11 protein-coding genes and 1 pseudogene are annotated in these 12,631 nt (G+C 67.3%); 3 read left to right on the forward strand and 9 right to left on the reverse strand.

Translation table 11 applies throughout. The annotated features are described in order from the left end of the window. The first annotated feature begins 698 nt into the window (after positions 1-698). Both GUY60_RS24135 and GUY60_RS24140 read left to right on the forward strand, forming a co-directional pair. Entirely contained in the window at positions 699-1,913 is a 1,215-nt protein-coding gene (locus tag GUY60_RS24135) for a helix-turn-helix transcriptional regulator (protein ID WP_161701262.1), read from the forward strand. Positions 1,914-2,079: 166 nt separating this feature from the next. Further along, a complete protein-coding gene (locus tag GUY60_RS24140; RefSeq protein WP_161701264.1) occupies positions 2,080-2,517 on the forward strand; it encodes an ATP-binding protein in 438 nt (145 codons plus the stop codon). Between the two features lie 20 nt (positions 2,518-2,537). Here the strand turns inward: GUY60_RS24140 and GUY60_RS24145 are convergent, their stop codons facing one another. From GUY60_RS24145 to GUY60_RS24175, 7 genes are all read right to left on the reverse strand, one after another. After that, complete coding sequence (locus GUY60_RS24145; RefSeq protein WP_161701266.1) at positions 2,538-3,107, reverse strand: transcriptional regulator; 570 nt, start codon at positions 3,105-3,107, stop codon at positions 2,538-2,540. Between the two features lie 200 nt (positions 3,108-3,307). Beyond that, positions 3,308-3,781 carry a putative phosphothreonine lyase domain-containing protein gene (locus tag GUY60_RS24150; protein ID WP_246235558.1) on the reverse strand — a complete coding sequence of 158 codons (474 nt, stop codon included), beginning with the start codon at positions 3,779-3,781 and terminating at the stop codon, positions 3,308-3,310. A gap of 89 nt (positions 3,782-3,870) precedes the next feature. After that, entirely contained in the window at positions 3,871-4,563 is a 693-nt protein-coding gene (locus tag GUY60_RS24155; protein WP_161701268.1) for a ScbR family autoregulator-binding transcription factor, read from the reverse strand. Between the two features lie 45 nt (positions 4,564-4,608). Further along, the gene (locus GUY60_RS24160; protein ID WP_161701269.1) at positions 4,609-5,445 is read right to left on the reverse strand and encodes an AfsR/SARP family transcriptional regulator; all 837 of its coding nucleotides are present in this window, start codon (positions 5,443-5,445) and stop codon (positions 4,609-4,611) included. 274 nt (positions 5,446-5,719) lie between these two features. Next, positions 5,720-6,325, reverse strand: coding sequence for a ScbR family autoregulator-binding transcription factor (locus GUY60_RS24165; protein ID WP_161701271.1), 606 nt, complete (start codon positions 6,323-6,325; stop codon positions 5,720-5,722). A 315-nt stretch (positions 6,326-6,640) separates the two neighbouring features. Beyond that, entirely contained in the window at positions 6,641-7,873 is a 1,233-nt protein-coding gene (locus GUY60_RS24170; protein ID WP_161701273.1) for a cytochrome P450 family protein, read from the reverse strand. Between the two features lie 126 nt (positions 7,874-7,999). Continuing rightward, entirely contained in the window at positions 8,000-8,695 is a 696-nt protein-coding gene (locus GUY60_RS24175) for a ScbR family autoregulator-binding transcription factor (protein ID WP_161701275.1), read from the reverse strand. 643 nt (positions 8,696-9,338) lie between these two features. Here GUY60_RS24175 and GUY60_RS24180 point away from each other — a divergent pair. Beyond that, positions 9,339-11,003: an acyl-CoA dehydrogenase family protein gene (locus tag GUY60_RS24180; RefSeq protein WP_312866407.1), complete on the forward strand. Its 1,665-nt coding sequence runs from the start codon at positions 9,339-9,341 to the stop codon at positions 11,001-11,003. 26 nt (positions 11,004-11,029) lie between these two features. Here GUY60_RS24180 and GUY60_RS24185 read toward each other — a convergent pair whose 3' ends face one another. Both GUY60_RS24185 and GUY60_RS24190 read right to left on the reverse strand, forming a co-directional pair. After that, positions 11,030-11,599, reverse strand: coding sequence for a transcriptional regulator (locus tag GUY60_RS24185; RefSeq protein ID WP_161701279.1), 570 nt, complete (start codon positions 11,597-11,599; stop codon positions 11,030-11,032). Then, positions 11,592-12,631, reverse strand: a pseudogene (locus tag GUY60_RS24190) (transcriptional regulator); the annotation flags it as partial. The gene GUY60_RS24185 and the pseudogene GUY60_RS24190, both read right to left, overlap by 8 nt.

Here is a 12,631-nt window from a genome sequence, read left to right on the forward strand (position 1 = left end):
CTGCTCCGCAGACACGACGCGCCGCCGCTACGCGGCGGAACTTCGCCGCGCTCCGCGCGGCAAGCCGTCCACTCCGTGGCCGGCTGCGGCCAACTCCGTTGTCCGCAGCTTGAATTGCTCCGCAATCCAAGCCAGTCGCAATCGCTCCGCGATCACGCCACAGGAATCCGCTTCGCGAACTCCTGCAGCTAGCCAGAAGCAGCCACGGAACCAAGTGGCCCTCCGCCAACAGCATCTGACATGCCCTCAACTACCTTCAGCAACAACCACAATGCTCCCCGCCCACAGGACCGAAGGCGAACTGGCTATTGTGCGAAATCCAACCGACCCTGACTGGTCGGTACAGGCACTACTTACCAACTCGTGTGCGTCAAACATGAGCCCGGCTAACTTATGGCACAGGCACGCACACCCCATGCTGACGGGGCGACTGCATCGAGCACCCCAACTGACCATCCCCACAGCTTGGCTGAAACGCCATCAAGTACCCGATGAAATAACGGAACAGAAGCACCGTCAAACTCCTGCAAAGGGAGAGGGAACCACGACGTGCCGTACACGATCGGCAGAAGACCCCGCTGGGCCGGCCTCCTATGCCTACGGCTTCAACAGACAGACTGGCGGGGCGAGCACGGGCCGGGCTGTCTTCTCCGTACCAACCCCGCCGTGGCAGTCACGAGAGGGCGTAGCGTGACAGCGTGGCAAACGAAGATCTGGGGCGAACGTTGCGCCGCCTGCGGCGTCTGGCCTCGTTGACGCAAGAAGAGCTGGCCGACCGTTCCCACGTGTCCGTTGACGTGGTCCGTCAGCTCGAGCAAGGGCGCAAGCACTCCGCACGCTTGCCCACCCTGCATGCTCTGGCGAACGGACTCGGCGTGGAACTGACCACCTTGCTCGGAGACCCGCCCGCAGTCTCCGCCGGTGGCGAGAACGACGGACCTCGTTTCGTGGCCATGCGGCGTGCGGTCATGCCCGTGCTGTGGAGGTCTGGGCCGCAGCCGCCCGGTCCGGACTTCTCGCTCGATCTCCTGCGTGAACAGATCGCCGATGGCTGGTCGCAGTACCACGCGGCCGAGTTCGACACGGTTCTGAAGACACTTCCCGACCTGATCACCGACGCACAGGCCGCGGCCGTCTCCGACGGCGACGACGACCGCGCAGCGGGTTGTGCCGCGTTGGCCAAGGTGCTGCAACTCGCTGGGCACGTCGCCGTGCGCATGGGCAAAACCGACCTTGCCCTGATCTCCCTGGAGCGCGCGATCGGTGCCGCGGAACGCTCCTCCGATCCGCTCCTGCCCGCGATGGTCGTCAACTCCGTCGCTTGGACGTACCAACGACAAGGCCGCCTCGACGACGCCCTGTCCATCGCGCTGCGAGCCTCCGAGGACTTGAAGAGCAGCGGGCGTACGGACACCGCGGACGGTCTGAAGGTCTGGGGTGCCCTGACCATGTCCGCCGCCACCTCGGCCGCGCGCAGCAACGACTATGAGCGGGCAGCGGAGTTGATGGAGCACTCGGAGAAGGAAGCCGCCCGTGTGGCCGCCCTGCCTGCGGGCGCTGACAACCGTATGGTCAGCGTCTTCAGCCCTTCATCAGTACGTATCGAGCGCGTCCGTCTGGCTGTCCAGTACGGGCATCCGGAGGAGGCTCTGGCGCTGGCGAAGGGTATGCGGCTCAGCAAGGACACCCCGCCGTCGTGGCGGACCTGGCTGCTCCTCGACGTAGCCCGAGCCCACACTGACCTCGGGGATGCGGCAGGGGCGGTGAAGACCCTGGAGTCACTGCGCCGGGTGGCGCCGACCTGGATGCGCCATCACACCCTGGCCGTCGCCATCGTGCGTGACCTTTGGGCACTGCCCAACCACCCGCAGGGGTTGCGGGCGTTGGCGGAGTTCTTGGGGGTCATCGACTAGCGTCACGAAACTGGGATGCAGCGTCCCTGTCACCGTGTGTAGTGCTTCGATTGCATTAGCCGGACAAGGCCCCCGGCGACCGTGTCCACGCCCCGGGCACGGCCGACTTCCGAGGAGCCGACATGACGCACCATCCCCTCGCGCCTCTCCCTGCGGGAGATGCGCGATGACCGCCGCCTTCACCCCCGCACACGTCGTACCACCACAAGTTGCTTATGTGCAGCGGCAGTTCGCACGCCGTCGCGCGTCAGTCGGCCCGGTGCGTCACTTCGTACGCCAGGCGACCTCCGGTCACCTACCGGCCGACCGCGTCGACGACGTCATCGTCTGCGCGTCCGAGCTCGCCACCAACGCACTGCAGCACACCCCGTCCGGCCGCGACTTCCGTGTGTGTCTGGGCTTCGAGGACGGCGTGCTGCGTCTGGAGGTGCATGACGCGGGCGATGGGTCACCGCGGGTTCGCGAGGCCGCGGTGGAGGATGACCACGGCCGTGGCCTCTTCCTCGTCGCGGCTCTGGCCGACACGTGGGGTACCTCGCATCGTGACGGGCCCGGGAAGATCGTGTGGGCTGTGTTCCGTTCAGCCAAATCGGCCGATGCCTAGTGGCTGAGCCAAGGTGTCGCCTACGCCGCGAACCCCACCGTCGTCACATGCACGTACTGACGCCACTGCGATCCCAGAGCGAGGATCTCGTCGCACCACTCGTCCTGAAGTCCTGCTCGGTCACCCGCTGCCCATGCCGTCACGATGCGTTTCCATTTACGGATGTTCAACGTGCGGAATTCCAGAACACGTTGGTAACGGCGGTCGACCCGGGACTGGTTCAACGGGTGGATCTCGACCCTGGTTCCGCCTCGTGACTCGAGGCGTTTCAAGAGGTAGCGGGCCACATTCTCGCGGCGGACCGTCCAGTAAGCCTGCTCGATACGCTCCAGGTTTCGTTTCGTGGGGGTACGTTTCCCGGTCAGCCACGCTTTGAGCGTACGGTCGGTGACCGTCAGGCCCGCTGCACGGGCCGCCGCCCTCGCCCGTGGGGTTTTCGTGAGGTAACGCACGTGCGCGTGCAGGCCTCGCCTGGTAGTGACGGGTGAGGCGATTCCGTCAGCCAGGCGGTCGAGTTGACGGGCCAGAGCCTCGCCGCCCTCGATGCCTGTCGCGCCGTATTTGCCGAAGTCCCGCGTACGGTCCGGCACTTGGCTCCCCCCGTATCGATGTGGATCTTGCTACCACAACAGGAACGACGCCACACCGGGACGGATACGCGCAGCAAGGGGTACCACTCCAGAAGGAAGCCGCGGTTCAGGTGAAGCACTTAGAGGTCGAGTGTGCACTGCACTGTCTGTGCCGCTGAGGCCTGCTGCTGAGTGGTGGACCAGCCTGTCGGCCCGCCGTGTCACAGCGGCCTCTTGGCGAGCGTGGCCAGGTCCATCTGCCGGCCTGTTGACCGCCGCGGGGTCTCGATGTCCACGGTCCCCCGCGGTGAGTGCCAGTAGGGGGATCCGTACCCGTACACGCCTCTGGCCGTATCGCAGTCCCGCTTGTAGTCGATCCAGCTGTTGATCCCGAGTTCTCGCAGAACGGAGAGGATGCGCCGTAGGTCATCGAGGTCGCGGTAGTCCCGGGTGTAGACGCATGCTCGGGTGAAGTCCTTCAGGACCTTGGATTGAGTCCCGAGGTCGCCCTCGATCGTGGCGCCCCGGATCCGTTGCCACAGTTCCGGGTTGAGGCCCTTGGGCATCCACTTTCCCTCAACGCGGTTTCCGTACTGGTCGAGGCCCTCGTCGAGGCTGTCGGGAGCCCGTACGCCATCGGTCCACCCAAGGCTCTGCGGAGGCAGCAGACCGGCCCGCGTCACGGAACACGTCATGCCCCCATGGTGCCCCTGGAAACGCCACTTGACCTGTGGTTCTCGGCCCGGCAAGGCGACGGCGAATGCCTGCTGTCGCAGGCGGCAGGTCAGGCCGCGTCGTGGGTGCTCGTGTGGGGTGCGGGTGTGCCGAGGTCGCGTAGTGCCGGTGTCCGGGTGGTGTCGGGCTGGGGTGGCCAGGTGCGGTAGCAGTCGATGTCGTCGTCGGGGACGAGGGTGGGCAGGAGTTGGGCCCACAGTTCTGCTACTCCGCGGCCGAGTTCGAGGTGGGGGGATTCGGCGGCGGCGAGGACTCCGATGCCGCAGATCAGGGTGGAGAGGAGTACTTCGGCTCTGCCGTGTGGCTGAGGTTCGCGGATTCTGTGCTGTTCGCGGGCTTGCTCGAGGAGGGTGAGGGCCTCGGTCATCCAGGGGTTGTGGAAGTCGGCGATCGAGGGGTGGCGGCCGGCGCCTTCGTGGGCGATGCGGAAGCTGGCGCGTACGACGGGGTCCTGCTGGAGCGTACGAGCCAGGAGGTGGGTGAGGTCGATGAGGGTTTGTACGGGTGGGGTGCCGCGTTGTTCGTGGGTGTGGGCGAATTCGCGGAGCAGGGTCTGTGCTTGTTCCTGGATGTCGTCGACGAGGGCGTCTTTGGAGGCGAAGTGGAAGTAGAGGGCACCCTTGGTGAGTCCGGCTGATTCGGCGATCTGCACAAGGGTTGCCTGGGCGTAGCCCTTGCGGTCGAAGAGCTCGGCACCGGCACGGACGAGTTTGTTGCGGGTGCGTGCCGACCTGGCCTGCATGGTGGTTCCTCTCCTTCTGTTGTTGTGCGGGTTCGGTGGTGCTGGTCAGCCGATGCGGCTGAGGCGTGCGGGTGCGGGTGCGGTTTCCGTGGGCTCGGGGAGGTGGTCGGGGCCGGACATGAGGACGGAGCGTTGGAGTCGGCGGAGTCCGGCGGAGGGTTCGAGTCCCAGTTCGCGTACGAGGGCGGTGCGCAGGCGTTGGTATACGTCGAGGGCTTCGCGGCGGCGGCCGGATCGGTGGAGGGCGACCATGAGCTGGCCGTGGAGGGTCTCGTGGGTGCGGTGGCGTTGGACGAGGACGGTGAGTTCGCCGAGGAGTTCGCGGTGGCGGCCGAGGCGGAGGTCGGCTTCGATGCGTTGGTCGAGGGCGCAGAGGCGGGATTCTTCGAGTCGGCGTACTTCGGGGTGGAGTTGGGGGCCGGCGTGGACGTCGGCGAGTGCGTTGCCGCTCCAGAGGTCGAGGGCTTCGCGGAGTTGGCGGGCGGCGTTGGGGAAGTCTCCGGCGTCCATGGAGCGGTAGCCGGTGCCGGCGAGGCGTTCGAACTCGCGGACGTCGTAGGTGCCGTTGGTGGTGTGGAGGAGGTAGCCGCCGGGGGTGGTGGTGAGGATGTCTTTGGCGGTGCGGGGGGTGGTGTTCTGGGGGTCGTGGGTGAGGGCGGTGGTGATGAGTTCGCGTAGTTGCAGGATGTAGGTCTGCAGGGTGGTGCGGGCGCTGCGGGGTGGGTGTTCGCCCCAGAGTTCTTCGATGAGGGTGTCTACGGGGACTACGCGGTCGGGGTTGAGGGCGAGCAGGGACAGGACTTGGCGTGGCTTCTTGGCCGTGGGTGTGACGGAGGTTCCGTTCTCTCTGACGGCGAGTGCCCCTAGTACTTCGATGTCCATTGCTCTCCCCTGTTTGTTGCGTCGTCCGTTCGTGGGTCTTGCTTGTGTCGTTCTCGTTCTCGTTCTCGTTCTCTCTAGGGTCAATGAAAAAACAGGGCGGACGGTTTGTCAATATCAAACCGTCCGTGCTGTTTTGAATCGCACTCCAACTGGCCCTCATTTAGGGTCTCTTCGGACTTAGAGAGCATTTCGCGACGCCTCGCGGCCCGCTTCAGCAGCGGGATCGCCTAGCCCCGCACTTACCCACCCTCTAGAAGAGACCGTGCGGTCGCTTCTAGAGGGGTTGCGGGGTGGGGGTGTCTCGCGGGGTCACGAGTCCGGGCAGCAGGAGGGACCAGAGGCGGGTGACGCTCTGCTCGGACAGCCACTCCTGGTCTCGGCTGCCGAGTACGCCGAGGCCCACGGTCGCCGCGACGACGGCGACCGCTGCCGTGTCCGCCGAGACCTCCTCGGCCAGCCGGCCGTCCCGCTCCGCGCGGCGCAGCGTGTCCTCGACCCACTGGCGCCAGGCGTGCCTGAGTTCGGCGACGCCCCCGCGGGCTGCGTCGCCGCAGAGCTCGAAGCCGGCTCGTACGACGATGTCGTCCGCGAGTCGGCGGCTCAACTCGTGGGTGGCGTCGACCAGTTCACGCAGGGGGTCTCGGTCGTCGAGGGTCACCTGCTGGGTGATCCGGTGCAGGGTCTGTGCCGCTTCGTCCTCCACGGCCTGGGCGAGGGCGCTCTTGTTGCCGAAGTGGAAGTGCAGCGCGCCGTTGCTGACGCCCGCCTGTCTGCTGATCGTGGTCAGTGAGGCGGGGGCGAATCCCTCGTGGGCGAAGACTTCGGCCGCGGCGCGGATCAGTGCCTGGCGGGTGCGCAGGGCGCGGTCTTGTCTGGCCATCGAGGTGCTCCTGGCGCGTGGGGCGGCCCACGGCGGGGCCGGCTGCCCGTCGTTTGGTGGGGGTGCCTTCGCTTCACGCCCAAGATAACAAACCGGGTACGCGGTTTCAGTCAGAATCGATCATGCCTGCTCGCCTGGCTGGTTCGGAGTGCCGAACGGCTGGGACAGACCCCACCCGCAGCAGCCAGGAGATCGTTCAACTCGTCGTCCATTACAGGGAGTTGGCATGAGCGTCTGCCGGTCCCCCGTCCCGTACGCGGAGAGCTCCGCGTCCTGGTGCGGACGCGGAGCTCTCGGTGGCGTGGGGCCGGGGTGTCAGTTCGTGGCGGGTTCGAGGATCACGGGGACCGAGTTGAAGCAGTTGATGATGAAGGACGGCTCCGGTTCGAGGCTCTCCTTGGGGCGGGCCAACCGCATGTCAGGAAACCGGTCGAACAGTGCCTCCAGCGCAATCTGTCCTTCGAGGCGGGCCAGCGGGGCACCCAGGCAGAAGTGCGGGCCGTGCCCGAAGGCGATGCTGCTGTGGTCGTCGCGGAGCAGGTCGAAGGTGGCCGCGTCGTCGCCGTACTGGTCCGGGTCGTGGCCCGCGGAGGCGAAGTTGAGGAGGATCGGGTCGCCCTTCTTGATGAGGACGCCGTCCAGGTCGATGTCCTCCACCGCGTACCGCAGAGGTGTGTGGGCGGCGACGCCGCGGGCCCTGAGGGTCTCGGCGATGACGTCGTCCCAGGTGGCCCGGCCGGCCCTGACGTGGGCCAACTGCTCGGGCTGGGCGAGGAGTTCGACGACGGCGTTGCCGATCATGTTGCCGGTGGTCTCCTGGCCGGCCGCGATGAGGAGGTTGAGGGTGCCGACCAGCTCTTCCTCGGTGAGCCTGTCGCCCTGGTCCCGTATCTCTATGAGCGCGGAGGTCAGATCGTCGCCCGGTTCGGCTCGGCGGTGGGCCACCAGCTCGGCGAGCAGCTGGAAGACCTTCATCTGGGAGGCGGTGGTCTCCTCGGGGGTCGCCACAGTGCTGAAGGTGGTGCTGACTTCGGAGCAGAGGGTGCTCCTGGCTTCCTCGGTGACGCCGAAGAGGTCGCAGATGACGCGGGTGGGCAGCAGTTTGGTGAAGGAGGCGCACAGGTCGACGGGCTGTCCGGGCTCGGTGGCCGCCAGTCCGTCGAGGAGCTGCTCGACGGTGGACTCGATCTGCGGCTTCAGCCGCTGGGAGCGCCGGGGGGTGAAGCCGCCGGCCACGATGCGGCGCAGCCTGGCGTGCTTCTCTCCGTACGAGAACCCCATGTTCTGGGCCGACACCCAGTAGTAGAGGGGCCATTCCTCGGTGATGCGTCCCTCGGCGAAGGCCGGCCAGTGCTGGTAGGCGTCCTTGGACACTCTTCTGTCCGAGGTCAGCTGCTTGATGTACCGGTGCCGGGTGACGGCCCAGGCGACCACTCCTTGCGGGAGTTCGACCTGTACCGCGGGGCCCTGCGATCGCAGCTTGGCCGCTTCACCTGCGTGGTCTCGCCCCAGTGTGTCGATCGCAAATGGGCATCCGGTCATGGCCATCCGTGCACTCCCCTTGAGGTGGGCGACAATTCGGGTGACGCGTTATCCCCATATTCGCGGGATAAAGAGGTGGCCGATTCTTATCGCCCGGTGTCTGCTCAAGCAAGAGTGCAGTCGGCGTGGAGATCAGTTTCCGGGATCGTCGGTGACTTCCAGCGTAGGGTCGTCGGGATTGAGCTTGATGGCTTCCTGGTGAATCTTCTCGCCCCTTCCGGGTGAGAAGTCCATGCCCACCATCGCTCCGGGGCTCGCGATGGTCGCCATCAGGTGCTGGTAGAGATCCGCGACGCGTTCCGGCATGTCTTCATGGTCCGTCATGATCTTCGAGAGCATCTGGACGCCGGTGAAGGCGCCGACGAACATCTTGGCCACGGCCGTGACGTCGACGTGGGGCAGCAACTCCCCTCTGGCCTTGGCTTTCTCGAAGAAGGCCGCGGAGTGGTCGACCCAGGCCTTCATGGGTTCCTGCCGGTCGAGGCCGTCCTTCGCGGAGCCCTGTTCCACGGTGAGGCGGATACTGCCGCGCACGGCCGGCTCCCTGCGGCTCAGCAGGTAGGAGAGCAACAGGGCCTCGTCGAAGGCTTCCTGCAGGGCCAGTTCCTGTGCCGGGACCTCTGGTACGGCGCCGAGTTGGCCGCCGAGGACGGCCTGGGCGAGCTCCTCCTTCGAGGAGAAGTGGAAGTAGAGGGCTCCCTTGGTGACGCCCGATCTCTTGAGGATCTCGGAGATGGTCGCCGCTTCGTATCCCACCTCGTCGAACAGCGAGGCTGCCGCTACGAGGATGGCCTGCCGTGTCCGAACAGCCCGTTCTTGGCGCGCCAACTCAACTCACCTCCGTACCCGTCACGCCCTGTACATGACGGTCAGCCACTCCGTCCGGCGCCGGTGCCGGACGGAGGTCACGTCACCGGGTCGGCTCCTGTGCGGACTGCCCCAGGGCACGATGCGACGAGCACTACCACCAACCATGTTAAAACCAGGCGTCCGGTTTCTCAATAGTCGGGCGGGACGGGGACATTCCGGGCGTTCAGCCTCGGCCGCACCTCCTCGATCGAGCGGCCCAGGCAGCCTTAAGTGGCCTCTGACCTGGGATTAAGTAGGAACCATAAGGGCCTGCGTACGAGGAGTCTTGCAAAAAAACCGGTGGGTCCGTATCTTTACGGCCCTGCACTTCCTCCACTTCACTCGACGTTCAAGCGGAGCACCTATGTCCCTGCTTACGTTCCAGACGAATGCCCAGGAAGCTGCCGGGGGGCGTCTTTCGAAAGATCTTCCCTTCGACCTTTCGCACCTGGTCGACGCGGCCTCGGAAACGGGCGAAATCACCCACATTCTGTTCGACCGGAATCAGCAGAGCCACATTCACCAGCCGTGGCGAAAGCTGATTTCCCGGAGAGAATTCAGGAATCCTCCCGGACTCTCCACCGCCGAACGCACCGAACTCTCCTATGCGCGACTGCGCCTGGTGAACGAGACGATGGACGACCCGGAGGCGCTCGCCTCCGACGCGCACCGGCTCGCCGCCCTGCACGAGTGGACCGGAGCGGTGGACGCCTCCCTGGGCGCGCTGTCCGGCATCCACTACAACCTGTTCCTCGGCAGCCTGCACGACCACAACGAGTCGGTCGCCGGCCGCGACCTCGACGAGTTCACCTCGATGCGGCGCACAGGAACGTTCCTGTGCACGGAACTTGAGCACGGCAACGACGCCTCCGCCATGGAGACCACGGCCACCTACGACCGGCCCACCGACTCCTTCGTGCTGCACACGCCCACGGCCGGCGCGCAGAAGTTCATGCCCAACACCAGCACCACGGGCGGCCCCAAGAGCGCGCTGGTCGCCGCGCGCCTCCTGATGGACGAGGAGGACCAGGGCGTCTTCCTCTTCCTCACCCCGCTGACCGACGAGAACGGCACCCTGCCCGGCGTCACCGTGCGCCGCCTGCCCGAGCGCGCCGGCCACCCGCTCGACCACTGCCTCACCGCGTTCGACCAGGTACGCCTCGAGCGGGCGGCGCTGCTCGAGTCGGAGCACGGACGCCTCGACGCCGACGGCACGTTGAGCAGCTCGCTCGGCAACCGCCGTAAGCGCTTCCTCCACTCGGTGCAGCGCGTCACCACCGGCAAGCTCTGCATGAGCGGTGCCGCCGTGGGGGTGTCCCGGGCCGCCCTCGCCATCGCGGTGCGCTACGCCCACGCCCGGTACATCAGCGGGCCGAAGGCCAACCAGCGCATCCCGCTCGTCGCCCACCGCAGCCACCACGGCCGGCTCCTCTTCGGCCTCTCGACCGCGTACGCGATGACGTTCCTGCACCGCAAAGTGGTGTCGCAGTGGGCCGCGCACGACAGTACGGCGGACAACTCGGAGCTCGAGCGCCTGGTGGCCCTCACCAAGAGCTGGACCACGTGGCAGGCCCGTGACATCGCGATCGAGTGCCGCGAGCGGTGCGGGGCCCCGGGGCTGTTCTCGGCGAACGCCCTGTCCGACATCGCCACCAACATCGAGGGCACCATCACCGCCGAGGGCGACAACCTGGTGATCTCCCTCAAGGCCGCCGCGGAGATGCTTTTCAACCACCAGCCGCCCGCCCGTCGCAGCGAACTCCCCGCCGCGGAGCAGTCGTTGACGGACGTGTACTTCCTGCGGGACCTGCTCGTCGAGTCCGAGGCGATCTGGCAGTCCAAGGCCCGCAGCGCGCTGCGCCAGGGTCCGCCGCGCGACCCCGTACGCCGCTGGAACGCCGCGTCGTCCAGTGCGCTGGAGCTGGCGGACGTGCACACCCGGCGGCAGGCCGCCGAGGCGTTCCTGGACGCGGCGGCCGCGGCGGTCGGGACGAAGGCCCGCTACCTGCTGCACCAGCTCGCCCGGCTGTTCCTGCTCAAGGAAGTCGTGGGCCACTCAGGGGAGTTGCTCGCCGGGGGTCTCATCACCGTCGAGCACGTACGGGATCTGCCCGCGGCCATCGAGGAGATCGTCGCCGACCTGGCGCCGCACATGATGACGCTGGTCGATGCCTTCGACCTGCCCGAGGAGTTCTTCGCCCAGGTCCCGATCGCCAACGAGGACTACGTGCTGCGCTGGGACGAGCTGGCCGAGTCCCTGGACGCGGCCGGCGCCGACGGACCGTGAGGCGCCCCCGGCCACGCAGAGCCGGGTCAGGCCGCGAAGCCCACGTTCGTGACGTACTCGTACTGGCCCCACTGCGAACCGAGGTCGACGATCTGGTCGGTCCACGCCGCGTCGAGCGCGGCCGCGTCGCCCTCGCTCCAGGCGCGCACGATCCGGTCCCAGGTACGGATGTTGAAGCTGCGGTACTCCAGCACACGCTGGCGTGGCCGCGGGACCTGGGACTGGTTGAGAGGGTGCAGCTCGACCCGGGTACCGCCGCGGGAGTTGAGCCGGCTCAGCAGATGACGGGCCACGTTCTGCCGCCGCACCGTCCGGTACGCATCCTCGACCCGCTGCAGGTTACGGGCGTTCGGGCGCTGTCTGCCGTCCAGCCAGGCCTTCAGGGTGCGGTCGGTGACGGTCAGGCCCGCGGCACGGGCCGCCTCGCGGGAGCGGTCGGAGCGGGTCAGGTAGTGCAGGCGGGCGAGGAGTCCGCGCCGGGTGTCCACCGGCGAGACGATGCCGCCCGCGAGGTCGTCGAGCCTGCGGGACACGGCCTCGCTGCCCCGGACACCGCTGGCCCCGTACTTGCCGAACTCCTGTGTGTGGTCAGGCATCCGGGAACTCCTCGGTCACAGTGCCGTCGCTGTCGAGAGCGGCGTCGCACGGGGTGTGGCCCACGGTGTACACGTCCTTCACCTTCACTTCGAGCACGCCCCGGCCCTCGGCGAACACCCGCCGCCAGTCGCCGGTCACATGGAGCTCGTCGGTGCCCATGACACGTACGACCGACAGGCCCTCCTCGTGCGCCTTCAGGGCCTTCATCCAGAGGTTGGAGAAGGCCTGCGAGCGGATCAGGTGCATCCAGTCCGGGCGGTACAGCTCCCGGTTGTAGTTGGACTCCCCCATCGTGGAGACGAATTTGGCGTACATCGCCTTCACGTACTCGACGGTCGTCTCGTCGCCGCTCTCGATCGCCGACTCGCGAGCGTCGCGGAGCGCGGTGCGGAACTTCTCCAGGAGGTTCTCGGTCGCCCCCGACGTGAACGACTCGTGGATCTCCGGCGGTTCGCACAGCCCGTACCTGGGCGACGACAGGCGCAGCAGCAGCCGCAGCGTGGGTTCGGTGACCCACAGGGGGCCGGGTTCGTCGCGGTTGCCGAGCGGGTTGGGCAGATACGCGTCGTGCCGCCACTCGGCCGGGGTGATCAGGTGGACGCCGGCGCGGCGGCGGTCGTGGCCGAAGCCGGTGGAGTGCTCCAGCTGTCCGATCGGCAGGTGTGTCTTGAGGGCCGACAGATAGGCGCCGTTGATGTCGAGGGCGGTCACCTCGTGCGCGCCGGGCGGCAGTTCGTGCCGGGACCACTTGGGACGCGCCTCCCAGATGTGGTCGCTGCCCTTGGCGCTCTGCTTACGGAGGATGTCCGGCACCCAGGGGTGCGCGATCACGTCGTACCGGCCGCCGGTGCGGCAGGCGTCGAGCAGCGCCATCGCGTCGGGGATGGCCCGGCGCACCAGCTGAGCCGTGGCGGCCTCGACGTCACCACCGTGCTCGGCGAGCGCCTTCTCCACGGCCCGGCCGATCAACTCGGCCTCGGGGGCGGGTGCGGAGGGATTTCGCCGTACGGGGGTGGGTGCGGCCTTGGCCC

The sequence above is a fragment of the Streptomyces boluensis genome (assembly GCF_009908195.1).
Taxonomy (GTDB): domain Bacteria; phylum Actinomycetota; class Actinomycetes; order Streptomycetales; family Streptomycetaceae; genus Streptomyces; species Streptomyces boluensis.

What these genes read in the sequence shown, in the direction of transcription:
- GUY60_RS24170 (WP_161701273.1), bottom strand. Translation starts at nt 7,873, where the DNA reads ATGGCCATGACCGGATGCCCATTTGCGATCGACACACTGGGGCGAGAC.
- GUY60_RS24150 (WP_246235558.1), bottom strand. Translation starts at nt 3,781, where the DNA reads ATGACGTGTTCCGTGACGCGGGCCGGTCTGCTGCCTCCGCAGAGCCTT.
- GUY60_RS24165 (WP_161701271.1), bottom strand. Translation starts at nt 6,325, where the DNA reads ATGGCCAGACAAGACCGCGCCCTGCGCACCCGCCAGGCACTGATCCGC.
- GUY60_RS24140 (WP_161701264.1), top strand. Translation starts at nt 2,080, where the DNA reads ATGACCGCCGCCTTCACCCCCGCACACGTCGTACCACCACAAGTTGCT.
- GUY60_RS24155 (WP_161701268.1), bottom strand. Translation starts at nt 4,563, where the DNA reads ATGCAGGCCAGGTCGGCACGCACCCGCAACAAACTCGTCCGTGCCGGT.
- GUY60_RS24185 (WP_161701279.1), bottom strand. Translation starts at nt 11,599, where the DNA reads ATGCCTGACCACACACAGGAGTTCGGCAAGTACGGGGCCAGCGGTGTC.
- GUY60_RS24160 (WP_161701269.1), bottom strand. Translation starts at nt 5,445, where the DNA reads ATGGACATCGAAGTACTAGGGGCACTCGCCGTCAGAGAGAACGGAACC.